The organism is Pedobacter sp. W3I1, from assembly GCF_030816015.1.
Lineage (GTDB): Bacteria > Bacteroidota > Bacteroidia > Sphingobacteriales > Sphingobacteriaceae > Pedobacter.
On record NZ_JAUSXN010000001.1, the window covers coordinates 3,977,524 to 3,997,140 of the forward strand.

11 protein-coding genes are annotated in these 19,617 nt (G+C 38.4%); 1 reads left to right on the forward strand and 10 read right to left on the reverse strand.

The window, feature by feature from the left end:
• Nucleotides 1–3 precede the first annotated feature (3 nt).
• The 10 genes from QF042_RS16400 to QF042_RS16445 all read right to left on the reverse strand — a co-directional run bounded on the left by QF042_RS16400 (nucleotide 4) and on the right by QF042_RS16445 (nucleotide 18,756).
• A complete protein-coding gene (locus QF042_RS16400; protein WP_307530284.1) occupies nucleotides 4–1,638 on the reverse strand; it encodes a RagB/SusD family nutrient uptake outer membrane protein in 1,635 nt (544 codons plus the stop codon).
• A 21-nt stretch (nucleotides 1,639–1,659) separates the two neighbouring features.
• Nucleotides 1,660–4,659: a TonB-dependent receptor gene (locus QF042_RS16405; RefSeq protein WP_307530286.1), complete on the reverse strand. Its 3,000-nt coding sequence runs from the start codon at nucleotides 4,657–4,659 to the stop codon at nucleotides 1,660–1,662.
• Nucleotides 4,660–4,914: 255 nt separating this feature from the next.
• On the reverse strand, nucleotides 4,915–6,750 hold the full coding sequence (locus QF042_RS16410) for a glycoside hydrolase family 35 protein (protein WP_307530289.1): 1,836 nt from the start codon (nucleotides 6,748–6,750) through the stop codon (nucleotides 4,915–4,917).
• Between the two features lie 107 nt (nucleotides 6,751–6,857).
• Nucleotides 6,858–7,979, reverse strand: coding sequence for a glycoside hydrolase family 43 protein (locus tag QF042_RS16415; protein ID WP_307530291.1), 1,122 nt, complete (start codon nucleotides 7,977–7,979; stop codon nucleotides 6,858–6,860).
• A gap of 76 nt (nucleotides 7,980–8,055) precedes the next feature.
• The gene (locus tag QF042_RS16420; protein ID WP_307530293.1) at nucleotides 8,056–9,303 is read right to left on the reverse strand and encodes a DUF2264 domain-containing protein; all 1,248 of its coding nucleotides are present in this window, start codon (nucleotides 9,301–9,303) and stop codon (nucleotides 8,056–8,058) included.
• A gap of 13 nt (nucleotides 9,304–9,316) precedes the next feature.
• Entirely contained in the window at nucleotides 9,317–10,450 is a 1,134-nt protein-coding gene (locus QF042_RS16425) for a glycoside hydrolase family 88 protein (protein WP_307530295.1), read from the reverse strand.
• On the reverse strand, nucleotides 10,450–12,621 hold the full coding sequence (locus tag QF042_RS16430; protein ID WP_307530297.1) for a family 43 glycosylhydrolase: 2,172 nt from the start codon (nucleotides 12,619–12,621) through the stop codon (nucleotides 10,450–10,452). The genes QF042_RS16425 and QF042_RS16430 overlap by 1 nt, the downstream gene beginning before the upstream one ends.
• A gap of 15 nt (nucleotides 12,622–12,636) precedes the next feature.
• Nucleotides 12,637–13,962: a BNR repeat-containing protein gene (locus tag QF042_RS16435; protein ID WP_307530299.1), complete on the reverse strand. Its 1,326-nt coding sequence runs from the start codon at nucleotides 13,960–13,962 to the stop codon at nucleotides 12,637–12,639.
• A 140-nt stretch (nucleotides 13,963–14,102) separates the two neighbouring features.
• Nucleotides 14,103–18,101, reverse strand: a complete 3,999-nt coding sequence (locus tag QF042_RS16440; protein WP_307530302.1) for a two-component regulator propeller domain-containing protein — start codon at nucleotides 18,099–18,101, stop codon at nucleotides 14,103–14,105.
• A 373-nt stretch (nucleotides 18,102–18,474) separates the two neighbouring features.
• Nucleotides 18,475–18,756: a SelT/SelW/SelH family protein gene (locus tag QF042_RS16445; RefSeq protein WP_307530304.1), complete on the reverse strand. Its 282-nt coding sequence runs from the start codon at nucleotides 18,754–18,756 to the stop codon at nucleotides 18,475–18,477.
• A gap of 444 nt (nucleotides 18,757–19,200) precedes the next feature.
• Here QF042_RS16445 and QF042_RS16450 point away from each other — a divergent pair, with 444 nt between their 5' ends.
• The gene (locus tag QF042_RS16450) at nucleotides 19,201–19,617 is read left to right on the forward strand and encodes an SRPBCC domain-containing protein (RefSeq protein WP_307530307.1); all 417 of its coding nucleotides are present in this window, start codon (nucleotides 19,201–19,203) and stop codon (nucleotides 19,615–19,617) included.

The window sequence follows — 19,617 nt, forward strand, 5'->3', positions numbered from 1 at the left end:
ACGTTAATAGCCTGGGTTTTGCTCTAAGAGCGCATCTTTATTTAATTGAATTTCTGTTAATGGAATAGGTAATAATAAGTTTTTTGCAGTTAAACCTTTTAAAGGTTTCGCAGCATCATTACTGTTTAAATTAATAGCCCGATCAACCAAAGTACCTGTACGCATTAAGGTCATTCTTCTGTTTTCTTCACCAATAAGTTCTCGGGCACGTTCATCCAGTATAAAGTTTAAGTTAATATCAGAAGATTGTACCTGTCCTCTGGTAGGATAGTCGGCAAATGCCCGCTTCCTTAACTCATTTATCGAAGCTGCTGCATCACTCAGTTTTCCTTGTTTGAATTGCGCTTCTGCAAGCAGTAAATAGGTCTCTCCAAGGCGCATCAGGATAAAATCCTTAATCATTGCAAAGCCAAAGGTATCATTAGGATCGAATTGATTCCATTTCGTAATAGAAGGGTTAATTTTAAATAAAGTATCAGGTCCGGTGTAAGGAATAATCTGGCCAAATTTTGCATTTGCAGGATCATTATAATAAAATCTTCTCTTTACATTGTATTGTGAGTTGCGGATGTCGCCAGGCTTGTATAAGCTATATAAAAACCAATTGCTTAATCTTAACCTCGATAAACCCCTGCCGCCTAAAGAATCAGCAAGTATCATTCCCTGAATGGCATAATATCCGGTTCCCCATACTCTTCTTTGCTGAGGGCTATTGGTAATCCCTCCTACAACACTTGATGGGTTTTCTTGTTCCAATGTCCAGATAACCTCCCTATTACTCTGAGAACGGCGCTGATTACCATAAACGAATAAATCTGAGTAATAATCTCCCGGCAGACTTGCTTTAACACCGAACCTGGCTTTGTTTAGGCTAAATTTACCACTGTTTATAATACCTAATGCCTGCTGCTCAGCCAAATCATTTTTACCAGCCCTAAGGTATACTTCAGCAAGTAACTGCATTGCCATAAATTTATTTGCCCGGCCATACATTTTGCCTTTCGTATTCGATTTAACGGCTTCAATATCTGGTAAATTTGCAACTGCAAACTGCAGATCGTTTATAATAAAATCGTTAACCTCATTTAAAGGAGCCCTAACAAAATCGGTTTTGGGTGCGGTAAGGGCATTTTTAATTAAAGGGACTCTGCCATAAAGTGTAGCCAGTGTATTGTAAGCATAAGCTCTAAAAAATTTAGCTTCGGCATTTATTGCGGCTTTACCCTTTGCACTAATGGCACTTACTGATGGGTTTTCTATACCATCTATAATTACATTAGAAAGATTAATAAGGATGTAATTCCTGTTCCACATGTACGCGGCGGCCCCATCAGTAGGTGTTAGCTGTGTATAATCGTAATAAGGCACTTCAACACCTTGCTGATTTGTGGTTGCATTTGCCACATCGGTACCAACCTGCCAAACGCTTGGCCAACCCTGCTGATCTGAGTACGAATAAATTGTACTTACATGGTTGTACAAACCAATTAAAGAGGCTTCAAAACCCAACGAATCATTTAACGTAATCGGTGTATAATTTGAATATGGCTTTTCATCTAAGAATGCCTTTTTGCAGGAAGAACAAAACATTAATGCAACGGCAAGAAAAGAAAATAGTGTATATTTTAATTTTTTCATGATCTTTTTTTTAGAGATAAATTATTTTAAAGAAATATTTGCTCCAAACACAAAAGAGCGTGTTAAAGGATAATTATTGGTCCAATCTCCCGATCCGCGTGGGGCATAATCGTTTTCTGGATCCCATCCTATCCAATCGGTAAAGGTGTAAAGGTTTCTACCGCTTGCATAAAGTGTTAAGCTGCCAAGATGGAGTTTTTCCATAATTTTTGGCGAGAAAACATAACTCACCGTTACATCTTTTATACGGGTATAACTTGCATCTGATGCATAGCCGTAGCCTCTGGTATTGTTATAAGATAGGGCCGGACGTGTTGTACTTGGATTACTTGCTGTCCAATAACCAATTTCGGCAGGTGTATTTCTTCTGCCTGTTTCATCACCATAATTTAAATCGGTATTATTTCTGGTAATGCCTTGTGCCGTTTGGATAAAGACACTTAAGTTCCAGTTTTTATAGTGGAAAGTATTGGTTAAACCACCTGTCCATTTTGGAGCGCGTTGGCCAATAATTTCGCGGTCTTTATCTGCAGTAATTACACCATCGCCATTAAGATCTGCAAATTTTAAATCACCAGCTTTTGCGCCTGGATCTTGTTTTGATGCATCTTCGCCAGTTTGCCAAACACCAGTCATTCTATAATCATAAACAACACTAATTGGTTTGCCGATAAACCATCTATTACCTAAATCATCTTTCCCATCTCCATAGAGATCAATGATTTTATTTTTGTTAGCAGTAAAATTTGCAGAAGTTTCCCATTTAAAGTCTCCGTTTGTAATATTTTTAGTGTTTATGGTAAGCTCAATACCTTTATTTTCTACTTTACCCAGGTTATCCAGAATTCTCGAATAACCCGTTATAATCGGCAGACTTCTGTTTAGCAATAAATCTTTCGTTTTACCCCTATAAACATCCAATGTTCCACTCACACGATCTTTAAATAACGAAAAATCTACCCCCAAATTAGCCGTTGTTGTGCTTTCCCAATGCAGGTTGGCATTCCCTAAATTATTAGGGGCAACACCAATAGTACTTAAACCGTTAAACGGCGAACGCAATGCACCTTCTGTGGTAATGGTTTGATAAACACCAACAGCCTCATTACCCGTTTTACCATAAGAACCTCTTAACTTAAGGTTATTCACGAATGAAACATTTTTCATGAAGTTTTCTTTGCTAACGTTCCATCCTGCAGCTACTGAAGGAAATACCCCATATTTGGTTGTATTGGCCCCAAATACTGATGAGCCATCTCTCCGTGCTGTTGCTGTAAATAAGTAACGACTATCATACGAATAATTAACCCTAACCATCTGAGAATTTAAACGATACCGATCGGCATAAGAATCGCTGGTTTGCGTTGCTCCTGCACTTAATCTATTATATGAAAGCTCATCATTTACAAATCCTACTGCCCCAGCTGTTGTATTGGTATATTTTCTTTGCTGGGCACTATATAGACCTGTAAAATCTAAATGATGCTTTTGAATATCTTTTGTATAGGTAAGTATATTTTCTAATGTGTAGCTGTTGGTTTGGGCATAAAAAGTTCTGGCAGTACCGAGCATATCATTTGCTTTTCTACCAGTATAACTAGCTGTATTTTCTGGAAAGAAAGTATAACCACCATTTAAACGGTATTTTAAGCCTTTTAAGATACCAGAGAATTTAACCTCAGCATAACCATTTCCATTTAAGTTAGTGCTCCTGCTGATCCGATCAGTTACTAAACCAAGCATAGGATTGGTATAAAGCTGTTCAGGCTCCATCGGAAAGATTTTATATTCTCCTTTATCATTGTAAACTGGTGAGTACGGGCTCATTGCTGTAGCAAAGAGTAAATTTGCTCTCCCCCCATCATAATTATTTCCGGTGAAAAACAGGGATGTACCAACAGTTAAATAATCGGTGACATTAACATCTAAATTAGATCTTAAACTGGTTCTGTTATATTGATAACCTTTTATCGGACCTTTTTGATCCAGATAACCGCCAGAAATAAAATACTTCACATCCTGGCTACCACCAGAAATACTTAGATTATGATCTTGCATTACTCCGGTTTGTGTCACTTCTTTTACCCAATCGGTAGTTGTACCTGAATTATAATAGGCAAGCTCTCCAAAATTCGGAACTGGGCTGGTTTGTGGCTGGTTTATTTGCTTTAAGTAATCAGCGTATTTTTGAAGATATTCTGCACCAGTTCTAGGCTCTAATATATGGGCAATATTTTCTACACCTGCGTAAGCATTGTACCTAATAGTGGGTTTGCCAGTATTTCCTCTCTTGGTGGTAACGAGGATAACCCCATTAGAACCATTGGTACCATAAATTGCTGTAGATGAGGCATCTTTTAATATTTCCACTGAGGCTATATCATTAGGGTTGATATCGTTTAAGGAGCCTCCTGTTTTACTCAATGGCACCCCATCTACAACCACAAATGGGCCTGTGCCTGCTGTAATGGAATTTTGACCACGGATAGATGCTGCTGGCTGGCTGCCTGGTACAGATGAACCACTGGTAATATTTACACCGGCAACAGCGCCCTGGATGGCTTGCAAAACATTGGTAACCGGAAGTTGTGATAAACGTTCTTTTGGAACAGATGCCACAGCACCTGTAACATCAGAACGTTTTTGTGTACCATAACCTACCACCACTACATCTTCCAGATTTTTGTTTTTATCTTCCGCAAGGGTGATGCTCAGTTGCGTTTCATTAGCAACCAGTATTGTACTGCTTACATACCCAACAAAAGTGATCACTAAACTTTCTCCCTTTTGGGCTGATATTTTAAAATTTCCATTGGCATCGCTGGCCACTACCTGCGTAGTTCCTTTAACGCTGATGGAGGCACCTGGAATGGGGTTACCCTGGCTATCTTTTACTTTTCCTGAAATTGAGATTTGAGCAGTGGTTTGTGCAATGGAATTGTTTGATTTACCTAAAGATAGGATCAAAGCAAACAAAAATATTACCGCACACTTAGATGTGTCTAGTAGTTTTCTTTTCATTTTTGATGATTATTTGGTTAGTTATATAATTGAACCATTAACGTGATTCAAGGGTAGCTTAGCAAAAAAAATGTTAAACATTATTCTGACCTGATGTAGAAATTGTGCATGAATAGGGATAAGGATTTGGTTCTAACAAAGTAACCACTTATAACCTTGATGGAGTGAGGGGTAATACGGTAATAAGTAGGGGTTAAATCGTTACTTTTTGTTAAAATTTGGCCTTTAACCCCTATTTTTAAGTTTTTTAAACGTTTAATCTACGTTTAATTTTTTGAGCGTATTTAAAATTGGCTGATCAATTGCTTTTAAAATATTTTGATCAGGTTTAATCAGTTCTAAAACGGCGATATCATTCCTGCCGTTTTTTAACCATTCTTGAGGGATATAAAGTGTTTGTTGCGGACCAATTGCCCAATACTTTCCTAAGTTGTGTCCGTTAACCCACACTACTCCTTTTCCCCAATCGGTCATATCCAAATAAGTATCTGCAACGGTTGGTATCTGAAAAGATCCTTTTTGCAACGTTGGCCCATTTCCATTTGCTTTTGATGGACTCGTAATCGTAATGCGATCGTTGCTAAAAGGAAAACCATACATCGACCAGTTTTTTACTTCGGTACCTGCAAAAGTTACCTGTTCAGTAATTCCTTTTTTGTTTTCTAACAAATACTTTCCAAAGTTTACCCGACCCATATTCTCGACAAAAATATCGAGCTGTACCTCTCCTGCCGGGAGATCTAATGCCAAAGTATTTTGGTTAAGCCTGCGGTCTAAAATGCCTACTCTTTTCTGATTGATAAAAATGAGGGCATAATCGCGCAATTGTTTAATCTGAAGTTCGCCTTTTTTCCCTCCCTTAATGGTAGTGCGGTACAATACGTAACCATAATCTTGTTTAAGATCTTCGAAAGTTAAGGGTGTAATATTTTTTACGGCTTTTGGTAATGCATTAAACAAGGCTACTTTATTGCCCAGTTTAAAAGGAGCAATTGCGATACTTGGTTTCGAAGCAGGAATAGGTGGCAAACTTTGTCCTGCCGGAAGATGTTTTTCGATCACAGTTCTAAACGCTTTGAATTTATCCGTTACGTTTCCAGCCTCATTTAAAGGCGCATCATAGTCGTAACTACTGGTTTGTGGCTCGTAAGGCGAAATATCCTTGTAGTTGGCTCCATTCATAAAATCGCGGGTTGTGCCGCCATGGAACATGTACATGTTAATTGAAATACCTGCCGCTAAAACAGAATCTAACTTTTTGGTATATTGTGCCGCCGGAACGGTGTGATGAGGTGTTCCCCACCAATCGAACCATGCAGGGTACCATTCTGCTATAAAATACGGGCCTTTTCCATTATGATTCTCATTTACCAATTGTCTAATTTTTGCCGGATTATCGATCCCGTTTACTGCTGGTAACAACCCTGCTAAGTGACCGTCTTTTACATCAGCAGCAGGATCACAGGTATAAAGCAATCCATCAAAGCCTGCTTCGATAAACATTTTTCTGTTGATATCTAAATAATTTTTATCGGCAGCGTAAGAACCATATTCGTTCTCTACCTGCACCATAATGATATTGCCACCATGGTTAATCTGCAATGGTGCCAACTGTTTCCCTACTTCAATAATATATTTCTTATACTCTTCTAAATATTGTTTTTCGGTACTTCGTACCACAAGCCCTTTTTCATTCTGAAGCCAATATGGATAACCACCAAACTCCCATTCGGCACAAACATATGGACTTGGTCTTAAGATAACCCAAAGGCCCTCTTGCTGAGCGATTTTAACGAATTCAGCAATGTTATTATTGCCGGAAAAATCGAATTTCCCTTTATGCGGTTCATGCAAATTCCAGAACACATAGGTACCAATGGTATTTAGCCCCATTGCTTTGGCCATTTTCATACGGGCTCGCCAGGCCTCTTTTGGTACACGTGGATAATGTAACTCGCCAGAGATAATCTGAAAGGGCTTTTCGTCTAATAAAAAGTCTGTTTCTCCTAGCTTAAACGTGTGTTTAGCTTGCTGGCCAAAAGCTGATAAGGAGAAACATATCGCCACCAACCATAATAATTTTGCTTTCATTTTTAACTGTTGTTTTTAAGACGACCTGAATTTGGACAAAAAGACTCCCATTTGCGCATTTTTACGCAATTCATCATCTAGGTTTATATAAAAATTTTGTTTTTTCTCTACTTTTTAAACACGCTCAGATCCCATTCGTCTGCCCAGGTTATCGAAATTTTATCGTTCTCAAATTTAATCGGCAACCATAAATAACGCCCATCAATGGCATTTTTCGGTTCCCATTTATCGGCCATAAAAATAAATTCTCCTTTTTTGCCAGGTGCAGGTAATACATGCGTGCTCTGCCCACCATAGGTTAACTTAGCCCCCTCGCCCTGACATGGATTTCCCATATAAGTCCAGGGACCCCAAATGGAGTTTGCTTTGAACCATCTTGCCGGATTTGGTGCCCAACCTGTACAGCCCGAACCAATCATGTAGTAAATTCCGTTTTTCTTAAACAAAGCTGGTGCTTCAGTTTGCTGCCCCACATAAATTCTAATAAATTTTCCGGTATGCCCTAAATAATCGGGGGTTAACTCAGCTAAATGCAGCGTAAAATTCTCTTCTGAAGAAAATACATGATAGGCTTTTCCATCATCGTCTACAAAAACTGTCATATCCCTCGCCATTTGCCCACCTGGTAAATCCCTACAGAAAAAGCCGTCACTTTTATTGGCTGGTTGCTGGCAGTTTATCATATCTTTTTCTGCTGTACCTGCCGGATAGAAAGGCATTTTCTCTGGATTTGGACGATAACTCTTAATAAACGTATATGGTCCGGTTGGACGATCGGCTACTGCAACACCCGATCTTGCTGCCGCATAACCTTTACCTAAAAGCTCCAGGTGAAACCACATTACAAACTTTTTCGTTTTCTTGTTATATACCACTTTTGGTCGTTCCAGAATAGAACCTTTAGCGATATCACTTTTCAGGTCTTCAGAAACCGGAAGTGCAATACCTTCATCTTTCCAATTGTATAAATCTTTTGATGAATAGCAATGCACGCCTACCTGTGCACTATTACCTTTTTCTCCTTCAATTTTATGTTCTCCAAACCAATAGTAGGTTCCTTTATATTCTACAATACCCCCACCATGGGCATTAATGTGAACGCCTTTATCATCCTTCCAAATTTTACCTGGGGTAAAAGAAGTATAGGTTTGCTGCGCAGCAACATAACTGCTTAGGCTCAAACTAAAGGCGATAAATCCTAAAACAAAACTGATTCTCTTATTCATCATTTTTAATTAAATAATTTTTAACGTTACAAAGACTGTATTTACTTACTTCATTTTCAATTGTATAGTGAACTGCTATTTATTTTAAACTGGCACTGTGGTCGTTCTCAAAATTTTCACCACTCCAGATCTTTTGTGCGCTCCATTTCTCAGCCGGGTTGGCCCAAAAAGGATCTGATTCTGGCAAACCCAACGGCAAAAAGATGTTTGAAGCAATGTACGGGCTGCCCTGGTTGTTATAGAAATCGCCAAGATTGGGCTGATCGCCATATAAGCCTATTGTTAACCAGCCATTTTTATAAGTAGTTGGACTCTCTAAAGTTTTTTTGATTACCGCGGTTAATGCGCAACGTACCTGAGCTGGACTTAACTGTTTTGGCAATGCTTTTCTCCAGGCCATATCGGCCAAATGATGAAATGCAGCGCCACGATAAATGATAGAGCGACCAGTTGCAGGATAAGTACCATCGGCATTGATTAATCTTTCCTGAATGATGGCATACCGTTCATTACGCTTTTTAATCTTCTCGAACATCTCTTTATAACTATTCGTTTTAGCACCAATGATATTGGCCAAAGTAGCCAGATAAGGGTGGATAACATAACTATTGTAATAATCGAAGGCGAAAGATGTTCCATCGGTGTACATTCCATCACCTGTGTACCATTGCTCCATTTGTTGCAGCGCATAATCAACCCGCATAGGATCCCAGCTGTAACCGAATCTGGCTAAAAATGCTTCGTTCATTGCTGAGAACAGTAACCAATTAGAAAACACAGGTTTGAATCTCCTGGTAGTTACAATAGATTTCATCATCAGTTCCTGGTTCTTCTTGTCCAGATTTTCCCATAACCAAGGTGCACGGACCAAAGCCAATGCAACATAAGAAGCATCTACCAGTTGTTGCCCACCGATATCGAAATTCATAAAATCTTTAGCATTAGAATCTAAAGCATTTTTTAGTCCTTGAATGGCCCACCCGCGGTATTGTTTCCTTAAAGCCACTTCTTCTGCCGAACCTCCTTCTAACTGTAACCATGGCGCAATACCACTTAAAACCCTGCCCATAACCTCAACATACTGTACTTTAATACGGTGTTCTTTATTATCAATATGGATGGAGGTGACTTTTGGCATTGCAATACGCAGGCTGTCTTTAGCCAGGTTATACAAAACTGGTTTTACCATTCTGTCCATCTGCTGCAACCAAAACTGCCGATCGCTTAACATCAAATTCTTGGTGTTTTTACTTTTCTTTTGGGCAAAAGCAGTTCCGCCAATCAATGTGATGAGTAAAACTATAACGTAGATATTTCTTAATTTCATTTTGTGTTTAAATTTAATTCTGGTTTGATAAGTGGCGATACATTTCGCAGCCCGCCAATAAAAAGGCACCTACGCCGAAATTCGCGGTAGAATTTACATCAACCACCTGACCTGGAATGGCTTTCTCTCCTATCGGTTGTACATAACCCAGTTTACCGTTAGGCTGTAATGCTGTTTTGGATAGATATGCCCATGCTTTTTGTGCCGCAGGCAGATAGGTTTTTTCTTTTAAGTAGCCATTGTTTATTCCCCATAACAAACCATAAGTAAAAAAGGCTGTTCCACTGGTTTCTGGTCCCGGAGCATGTTGCGGATCAAGAATGCTTCTGGTCCAATAGCCTTCTGTTTGCTGGCTTTTAACGATTGCTTTGGCCATATTTTTATACCTGGTTACATATTCGTTGCGATGTGGATCGTTAAGGGGCAAATCTTTTAAAACCTTTGCCAAACCTGCAAATACCCAACCATCGCCTCTTGCCCAAAAATCTTTCTTTCCGTTTACACTTTTATGTTTTGGATAAACGTATTTGGCATCACGGTAATAAAGCTTTTCTTTTTTATCGTACATAATGCTGTTGGCATACATAAAATATTCGTAAAGTTTATCCAGGTATTTTTGATCGCCCGTTACTTTATAAAGTTTAGTCATCACCGGCATTACCATGTATAAACCATCGGCCCACCACCAATAATCGTTATTAGGTGTGCTCATTTCGTATTGCATTACCTCTTTTGCCCTTGCGATTTTATTTTCTTCGGGTTTTAACTGATATAGATCGATATAGGTTTGAAAGCAGATTTGCCAATCGCCAAACAGCACATATTCATCGGTTTCGCCATATTTATATTTCCAGTTGGATTTATCAGTTGATTTTGCACCCATCCATTGGTTGTGAACGGCCCAATCTTCTGAATATTTACGGTAAGCTTCGTTTTTGGTAATTCTATAAACTTCCATATTGCCCGTATGGTAGGCAGCATGATCCCAAAAAGCACGCACTTCAGGTTTATTGTTGTTTTGCCAATAGGTATTTGCGCGATTGATCATTTCGAGCACTTCCTCTTTTGAAGTTGAAGTTTGGGCATTTACGACAATGTTGCTCAAAAACAACAATAAGAAAAGGGGTTGATATAATCTTAAATTCATTACTGTATTGGTTTAATGCCATTTACTGTTGGTACGACAGGTTTAATCGTTCCATCAGCGTTAAATTCCATCTTATCAATGCAAACCTCGCGGTTATAACCGGCAGCTCTTCCCATCGAAATGCCTTTTGGTCTGGTAAAGCGATGGTAAACCATGTACCATTCATCTTTTCCGTTAACTTTGATTACACTATTGTGCCCTGTTCCGTAAATGCCTTGTGTTACGTCTTTTGCCAGAATCAGATTATTTTCCGGAATGGTTATTTTTTCTGTAGGCGAATCAGAAAAGCCATAACGTACCCTATAATTTTCGCTCCGTGTATCATCTTCCGACCATAAGAAGTAATACTTTCCGTTACGATAGAAAACTTCGGTACCTTCTCTAAAACCATTGTTTGGCGTAATGATTTTAATCGCATTGGTATCAATCGAAACCATATCGTCATTTAATGGTGCAACAGCCATATACCCATTGCCCCAATACAGATAACTTTTACCGGTTTTAGGGTCGTTAAATACATCAGGATCAATTTCCTGCCCCCCTTTAACTCCTTTTGGCTTGCCCGAAATTAAAGCCTTACCGCTATCTTTAAACGGACCGGCGGGATGATCAGCAACAGCTACCCCAATTTTCTGCGCAGCTGTGAAATAGTAGTAATACTTATACCCGCCATTCACTTTCTTTTCGATAATGGTAGGTGCCCAGGCATTCTTTTTCGCCCATGAAACGTCTTTTTCGAGGTCTAATATTTTACCTTCATCTGTCCAGTTAACAAGATCTGTTGATGAAAAACTTTTAAAATAGGTACCACTCCAGTTGTTAAAACCATCGCTAGTTGGATAGATGTAATATTTACCTGTTTTATTGGAGTATAAAATCTCGGGATCGGCATAATAACCTTTTAATACAGGGTTATTGGCTACTGCAACGCTTACTTCATAAGTTTCAGGTTGTTGATTGGCAATGCACACCTTAATTTTCATGGAACCTTTAGTAAAATCCAGTTTTCCTTTTGGCGCGATACTGATTTGATTAAAGGTATTAAACTGCGGGTCAAAAGCCTTTAAATCTGTTCCATCGTTTACAGGCAAATAAAGTTTTTTGTTCACACTGTCTAAAACAACATTATTTTGGTTAATTGCCTTATTTTGTCCGCTTAGCAAAACAGATTCAACAGTATACCATTGATTGAGCAACCGGCTTAGCTCTTGTTGATTAATAGGTAAAATAGTTCCGTGCCTGGGGTGAAAATCCATTGTGATATCCTGATCCACTACACTAAAATTTGCCAGATCTTTGCTTTTGGTAAACTGATAGCGGCCTTTCATATATACATCGTACATCAGGATATATTCGTCGCTATGGTTCAGTTTAAAAACACCAGCTCCTTCTACAGCCTCTTTGGTCTGTTGTAGATATTTATCCTGTTGCACATAACCTTTGGTTAGTTGATTAGAAACTGCTTTTTTAATGCCATTGCCATTACCTTCTGTTTTAAAGAACAAATTGTATTTTCCATTATCGTAAATAATGTCACCATCAATACAAGAGCCATTGGTTGGACTAAAAAAAAGTTGCTTCGGAACGATTTCCAGGTCAGTAAAATCAGCGTTGGCGTAAGCATAATAAATTTTATCAGGATCATCACCATGCTTCATCGACCAATAAATCATGTATTTTTTAGCAGTTTTATCGTAAATGGTCTGTGGCGCCCAAACGCGTAGTAAGTTTTCGTTATTTGGAAAACGTTTTTGAATATTAACAACGGCCGATGTCCAATGGATCAGATCTTTCGATTTAAGTAATACCATGGCCCTGTTTGAATTCCACCCATTTGCCGAAACCATATCAGTAGCCACCATATAAAAGGTTTTGCCATCTTCGCCGCGTAAAATATGCGGATCGCGTACGCCTCCAGTACTGCTGATCTTTTCGGAAGAAATGACCGGGTTATTATTGTTTAAAGCTTTGTAGTGGTAACCATCCGTACTCACCGCAAAGCGAATGGCTTCCTCTGCTTTAGTGTTTCCAGTAAAATAGGTAAATAAATAAGCGGTGTTTGCTTTGAATACTTGAGCCGTTTTTTTGCTTTGTGCCTGCACCAGATTTACGGATACCAGGAACAAAACAGCAAGCAGTGAAAAGTTATATTTTATAATGGGATATTTCATTTTAAGGTTAATTCGTTAATTATTTTTCGGTTTCCAATCTAAGGCCTGCACTATTGTTGGTGCCTGGCTGGCCTTTCCTTCTCCATCTATCTGGGTAACATGCTGCAGAAACAGGCTCAAAATCCCTTTGCTTTTCCAAAGCTCGGTATCGTAACTGGGTTCCCAATCGCCAACGCTTTTTTGAGTAAGATCTTTAATCTTCCACTTTCCTTGTCCAAGCTGATCGTTCAAAGCAATTGAAACTTTGTTACCTCGTTCAGCATCTCTAAACAACAATCCCGCAGCATAATGTTTTCCATTTGGCCAAACGATAATCTGTGGCCGCGAAATCGGAATCTGTTTGGTGCCGCCTCCACTTAAACTAAAAGCTGTTTTTCTAAAATTAAGGTTGCTTACTTTCCAATGGTTATCTGTTTTAAAAACCAAATGATATTGGGGTATAGTCTCGTTTATATCGCGCCAATAACCAGCAATAAATACATTGCCTTTGGCATCAGCAAACATCGATGTTTGGTTGATCAGCTCACTTTTCTGCGGAATTCTAATTGCATATTCAGCATTGGCCGCCGTTATAGGAAGATTATATTTTTCATTGCTAGATTTTAACCAGGTTAGCCCCCCATCAGTAGATTTGGCATAACATAAATCATGGTTACTGGCTACATCAGGGCTTTCGCGCCATACCCACGATAAATGAATGGTTCCAGCCTGATCTACAGCAACCTGCCAATATGCATTTCGTTCACCTTCGCCATCAATCATCCCATCCTGCACACGTGTCCACTTTTTGGTCTTCAGGCTATAACGGTTGATCATCAGGTTTCCATTTCCAGAGCCTCCATCACGGTAAAAAAACAATAGATCGCCATTGGCCAGCTTATAAAATTCGGGATAACTGACCTTATTTTCCTTTGCAGCAAGCATAACGGCCTTATTTCCTAAGATTAACGAACCTGCTGAAACCGATTTGGCATAATTTAAATTGTTGTTATGCTGGCCCCAGGCAATATGAAGGAAACCATCGCCATCTATCATAATACTTATTGATTTATGGGCGTCGGTAGCATCACCTTTATAGGGCGTGGTAACTAATATCCAGCGGCTTGACCCCATTTTGCGTTTGGCCAATACCACATTTTGTTCATGATCATAATAAGCGGCATACTGGCTATCCTTAAAACTGATTAAAGAATTTTTACGAAAAATAACAGTATTTACCGAGTTATTGGCCCAGCCATTACTGGCAATGGTACTCAGTTGTATTTCTTGCGCAACGCTCATCAGGCTGATGCCGACGAATGCGCAGATGAGAAATATACTTTTATTTAGGGATTGATACATGATAAGGTTAGCTGCTCGGTTTCTTACATTTGGTGAAGCCGAAGTACCGAATTTTTTAAGTTTTACACAGGGGGCTAAATCATACTTTGCAGGGGGCGTTTTAAGATAAATGCCTTTAAACATCTAAAATAGCGTAACTTTTATGTAGTACCATTAATATTATAATATTTATGAAAGCTTTTCCGATGTTTCTTAATAAACTCAGATGGCGTCAACTTAAACAACTTTTGAAACTGCTCTCTAAAATATTTACTATCATTTATTCCTACCCTGAAGGCGGCTTCGTTAATATTTAAATTGGTATTGATTAACAATTCGGCAGCCTTTCTTAACCTGATAAAACGAATAAAACCATTTATCGATTGGCCAGAAGTAGCTTTGATTCTTTTATAGAGATTAGAATGGCTCATTCCAAGATCAGATGCCAGTGTTTTTACATTAAAGCTGTCTTCCATCAAATTTTCTTCGATAATCATGATACATTTTTGAAGAAAGCCCTTATCCTCTTGTGATACCTTGTGGGCATCACTCTTCAAGGTGATTTCATTGTAGAAATAAGACTGAAGATTGGTCCTGTTTTTAATAATGCTATTAATTTTGGCCGTAAAAAGCTCTTTATCGAAGGGTTTACTGATAAAATCGTAGGCACCCACTTCGATTCCTTTAAGTTTGATTTCCGGACTAGGGTCGCCGGTTAGCAGAATTACCGGAATATGACTCAGGGCAGAATCGTCTTTAATCGCTTTACAGAGTTCGATACCGTTAAGGCCATCCATGTTTACATCAGATATGACGATATCAGGCAAATATTCTTTACAGAGTTTTAGTCCATCGGTACCGTTATCGGCCTTGTAAATTTTGAAGTTATCCTGAAAAATGTGCCTGATGTAATCGATAATTTCGGGGTTATCATCAATAACTAAAATCGAGTGTAAATCTGAGATGAGCAATTCGAGGTTTCCCAGATTCTCGGCATCATTATTTTCTGCTTCTTCCTCTTGCGCAATGAGCTCATTTACATAGGTTAATTCGTTTTGAAAAACACCGCTGTGTTGCAAGTTTGGCTCTCCAACCGGAATATCGATCAAAAATATGGTACCCATCCCCTGATTGGAGCGAAAAGAAATTTTTCCTTTATGCAATTCTACAAAGTTTTTAGCCAGGTAAAGCCCAATACCGAAACCCATCTTTAGCGATTCGTTCGACATTACCTTATAAAATTTATCGAACAATTTTTCACCCACATGCGACGGTATGCCCGGACCACTATCACTTACCTCAACCTGCACACGCATACCAAGTGTTTTCACACTAAATTTCACAAAACCGCCTTTTGGGGTAAACTTAAGTGCATTAGAGAGCAGGTTAAAAAAAACAATTTCGAGTTTATCTTTATCTGCATAAATATCCAGCTCTTCTTCCTCGCACTCAAAAGTATATTCGATATGGTTCTGTTTTGCTAAATAATTAAAGCAGAGGAAAATCTCGTTGGTAAACTTGTACAGGTTAATCCTTACAATTTTTAAGGCATCATTCTCGCTTTCCGTTTTTCTAAAGAGCAATAACTGATCTACCAGGCTTAATAAACGCCTCGAATTGCGGTAAACTACATTTAAATCGTTCTTCTCTTGTCCCGGGTCTTTCTTATGGATAATATCTTTAATCGGATTAACAATTAAGGTTAACGGCGTTCTCAGCTCGTGCGAAATATTGGTAAAGAAATTCAGTTTTTTCTCATTCAGATCCTTTTCGCGCTCCATTTTAAGGTTGGTAATCTCTACTTCGTGTTTCAATCTTCTCTGGCGGTTGCGATAGGTTTGAAAAAGATAAAACAGAGAAGACCCTATAATAAGGTAAATTGTATAAGCCCACCAGGTACGGTACCAGGGTGGTAAAATCTTAATTATTACGATCTTTTCATTGTTGCTCCAGGCGCCTTCAGTATCGGTACTTTTAATGTGCAGCTTATATTCACCTTCATTTAACCTGGAATAATAGGCTGTACTTAATTTGTTTACATAATTCCAGTCTCTGTCCCACCCCTCGAGGTAATAGGCGTAAGAAATCTGTCCCTGAAAAGAGAATTCTATAGCCGCATAATCGATAGAAATCACTGCAGCACTAAATGGAATTTCTATACGCTCTAAATTAACAACAGAGATATCGTTATAACTCGAATCCTGATCAAGCGGAATATTATTGATCCTAAAATCGGTCAGTACCATTTTAGGTATCCGTTTATTTTTTTTAATGCTATCGGGCGAAAACAAGTTGAAACCGCCAATCCCACCAAATAAAAAGTTACCGTTTGCAAGCTTTAATGCTGCATTATAATTAAACTGATTGCTTTGTAAACCATCGGTAGCATAATAGTTTTTAAAGCTATGGTGCTTAACATCAAATTTCGATAAGCCATTGTATGTACTGCACCATAAATTACCTTGTGTATCCTGAAGGATATTGAGCACCGAATTACTTGGCAATCCATCACTCTGGATATACCGCTTTATTTTTTTAGTTTCCGGATCAAAAAGCAACAAACCACCACCTTCCGTGCCGATCCATAATTGATGATTAAAATCTTCCTGTATGGCCCTAATGGCAAAGTTGATCTTCGTATAACGATGTTTCTTGTTTATTGGATCTATTTCGATCAGTTCGGTATAATTCCCTGCCCAAAGCCTGCCTTTCGAATCCTGGAACAGGCTATGAATATCCTTTAGTTTATAATCGAAAAGTTCAAATTTATCAGCGCTTTTATTGTAACGGTATAATGCACCACCTTTTGTGGTACCTACCCAAATATTTTGTTGTTTGTCTTGATAAAGCTTCCAGATATTAATATCATCAACGCCTTTAAAGGTATTATAACAGTTATAGTGGATAAATTTTCCGGTTGTTTTATTAAAACGATCTATCCCTCCGCTAAAACTGGCCACCCAAACGTTATGGTCTGCATCGTTTAAAATACTGGTAACAAAATTACTGGTTAAGGAGTTTTGATCGCTGGTTTTAGCATAATTGGTAAAAGTATTTTGCTTTCGGTTCCAAACACTTAAACCGCCTCCATCAGTCCCGATCCAAATGTTTTTGTTTTCATCTTCACTAAAGGAGAGCACAAAATTATTAATTAAGGAATTGCTTTTTAATGGATCATGTTTAATAGTAGTAAACTGCTCGTTTTCCGGATCAATGATATTAACCCCACCACGTAAGGTTGCAATCCACTTTCTAGATTCGCGGTCTTCGTAAACCTGGGCGACAGAATTACTGCTCAGTAAGCCTTTTTCTTTTCCTGCAGACAGGTAATTTGTTTTTTGATTTTTTGCATCGTAAACGGCAATTCCTCCTCCATCAGTCGAAATCCAGAGTTTTTGTTTCCGATCAAACAACAAACTCATAATATTCTCATTACTTAAATGCTGGTTAAACCTTGCGAGGCTGCCTTTGGCTTTATCAAACTGAAAAAGTCCGCGTTCTGTTCCAACCCAAAGCGTTTGGTTAGTACCTTTTGTAATGCAAGTTACTGAGCGTACGGCAGTGGTTACTAAACGGAGCGTATTTTTATCATTATCATACCTGCAAAGCCCTACATCTTTTATAAAAAGCCAGAGGGTTTGATCTTCATCGATATATAAAGCTTTTACAGTATAATCGAAATTTTTACCAAATGGTATCCGTTCTGCTGCACTGCTATTTTTTTTGAGCCTGAACAGGCCTTTTTCTTCAGTAGCCACATACACCGTTAAAGCCTGACTTATTGCAATGGAATTAATAGCAAAATTTACCTCATTTTTTTTGCCTTTATCCAGATAAATCAATTGATGAAACCTGGAATCGGCATAATCGTAATATGAAACTCCCTTTTGCGTACCTACCCAAACCCTGTTATTGGCATCTCCATTCAGTACAGTAATATGGTTATTTACCAATGAATGTTGATCTCCCCATCCGTTTCTGAAGACCTTAAAGTGATAGCCATCGTAACGGTTTAATCCGTCATAGGTACCCATCCACATAAACCCGAAATGATCCAGATACAAAGAATTTACCACATTGTTAGACAGCCCACTTTCTACCCCCAAATATTTAAGGGGGGGAATAGTTGAAGATTGGGCAAAACAAATACCTGCGCCCATCCATAAAAAAAGTATGAAGCAGGCAGTTTTTTTTTGAATAAGGAACATAGAGAAAACAGTACGGTGGTATTACTTGGTATGAAACGAATATACATATTTTCCTAAAAAATAAGTTAGCGCTCCTGTACGGGTAACCAATAAGATTTTTTTCTGTACTGAGACACAGTACTATTGAGGTAATATTTGGCCAATTTTTCTTTTTCGCTCGCATTTAACCACCTCATCAAAGGGAACAACACCACAAATGCTGCTCAATCTGTACGCTTAATTAATTCTGCAGCTGGACAGGCAGTTAATGGGAAGCCTTGGCGGACATTTTTGTAAGCAGCATTAAACCTGCTCATTAACTCATCATCATATTTTTAATAAAAGATTATTTAACATCAGAGTGCCCAAGGTTCATGTTCGGATTCACTTCATCACGAATAAGCTGTTTTAGTTCCTTAATTTCAGGAAAACGTTGCATCTGCTTTCTGTCGAAAATTAGTTTCTCGCCAACATGAACAGTAAAAACGCCCGATGTTTTACTTGGAATTAAAGTTACGCCCTTCACATCGTCTACAAAAGTGGTTAAAATTTCTTGCGCCATGTAAGCCGAACGCAACATCCAGCCACATTTGGGACAATAGGTTATATTAACAAGTGCTTTCTCCATTTTATTTTTTTACAAGGGTACAAAAAATATAGAGTGATGAAAAATAGAAGATGTTAAATAGTAATGGAACTAATTAAGCACCTGGGGATGTACCTGCTCTTTTGTTCTTTGTTGCAAAAACACTTCCTTTTAATTTCGAATACTAATCAAAACTGAATAAAATGAACTAAACAAGTTTGCCCTTTAAAATGTTATCAAAAAAGAAAAGGGTAACCACATCCATGTTTACCCCTTTCCAATTACTCCCGTGTTAGAGGAACTATAATTACACTGGTGAAGCAATTTTTGTTTGCTTTATCTATATAATCATACACCTTAAGTCTGAAAAAAAGATAGTAAAACTGCTGTTTCTTTAAACCATATTTTTAATTTCGCTCAAATCACCCTATAATTTGTCTTTAATGGCCACCTAAAAGCAGAGCTGGAACTATTAATTTAGTCTATATGAAAAAGAATGCCTTAATAGCCAGTGTTGAGATAAACCAGCCGATTAACCTGGTTTGGAAAATCTGGAATGAACCAGAACATATTGCCAGGTGGAATGCTCCGTCAGACGAATGGATCAACAAGAAAATTGAAAATAACCTGATAGAAGGGGGTGGTTTTTTATACGTTATGGCCAAAAAAGACGGAACTGAAAGTTTTGATTTTAGCGGAACTTACACAGAAATAATTGAGCATGAACGAATTGTTTATACATTAGACGATGAGCGGAAAAGCCTGATCACTTTTACTGGAAGTAACCCTGTTACCCTTACCGAAATCTTTGAACCTGTTGAAGGCCTTGATTTGACCATGCAACAGAAATTCTGTCAATCGGGACTGAACCAGCTTAAAACATACGCGGAATCAGCATTATAG

Bases quoted from the DNA above. Each gene is read 5' to 3' on its own strand.
- QF042_RS16430 (WP_307530297.1), bottom strand. From the start codon at position 12,621: ATGAAATATCCCATTATAAAATATAACTTTTCACTGCTTGCTGTTTTG.
- QF042_RS16400 (WP_307530284.1), bottom strand. From the start codon at position 1,638: ATGAAAAAATTAAAATATACACTATTTTCTTTTCTTGCCGTTGCATTA.
- QF042_RS16445 (WP_307530304.1), bottom strand. From the start codon at position 18,756: ATGGAGAAAGCACTTGTTAATATAACCTATTGTCCCAAATGTGGCTGG.
- QF042_RS16450 (WP_307530307.1), top strand. From the start codon at position 19,201: ATGAAAAAGAATGCCTTAATAGCCAGTGTTGAGATAAACCAGCCGATT.
- QF042_RS16410 (WP_307530289.1), bottom strand. From the start codon at position 6,750: ATGAAAGCAAAATTATTATGGTTGGTGGCGATATGTTTCTCCTTATCA.
- QF042_RS16405 (WP_307530286.1), bottom strand. From the start codon at position 4,659: ATGAAAAGAAAACTACTAGACACATCTAAGTGTGCGGTAATATTTTTG.
- QF042_RS16415 (WP_307530291.1), bottom strand. From the start codon at position 7,979: ATGATGAATAAGAGAATCAGTTTTGTTTTAGGATTTATCGCCTTTAGT.
- QF042_RS16440 (WP_307530302.1), bottom strand. From the start codon at position 18,101: ATGGGCGCAGGTATTTGTTTTGCCCAATCTTCAACTATTCCCCCCCTT.
- QF042_RS16425 (WP_307530295.1), bottom strand. From the start codon at position 10,450: ATGAATTTAAGATTATATCAACCCCTTTTCTTATTGTTGTTTTTGAGC.
- QF042_RS16435 (WP_307530299.1), bottom strand. From the start codon at position 13,962: ATGTATCAATCCCTAAATAAAAGTATATTTCTCATCTGCGCATTCGTC.
- QF042_RS16420 (WP_307530293.1), bottom strand. From the start codon at position 9,303: ATGAAATTAAGAAATATCTACGTTATAGTTTTACTCATCACATTGATT.